1 protein-coding gene is annotated in these 215 nt (G+C 61.4%); it reads left to right on the top strand.

All coding sequences use genetic code 11. The annotated features are described in order from the left end of the window. A partial coding sequence (locus AF337_RS44660; RefSeq protein WP_210168085.1) for a hypothetical protein occupies positions 1–205 on the top strand: 205 nt, incomplete at its 5' end. Positions 206–215: the final 10 nt, after the last annotated feature.

Here is a 215-nt window from a genome sequence, read left to right as displayed (position 1 = left end):
GAAAAAGGTCGATCCAAAGCGAACGACTGAGGTACAGAAGGCGCCCGAGCGGCAGGATCATAAGCAAGCCGGGACAGGGAGGAAGACCGTGCAGCGCATGGGAATGGTCATCGGCCCCGCCGCCGGCGGAGATTGCCGCAAAAGCAGCCAATCGGCTGAATCCCCGCCGATCTGCCTGTGCAACGGCGCCAACTCCTCCATTTAACGCAGAGAGC

The organism is Rhizobium ecuadorense, assembly GCF_001187535.1.
GTDB lineage: Bacteria > Pseudomonadota > Alphaproteobacteria > Rhizobiales > Rhizobiaceae > Rhizobium > Rhizobium ecuadorense.
This window is presented reverse-complemented; position numbering and strand designations above follow the sequence as displayed.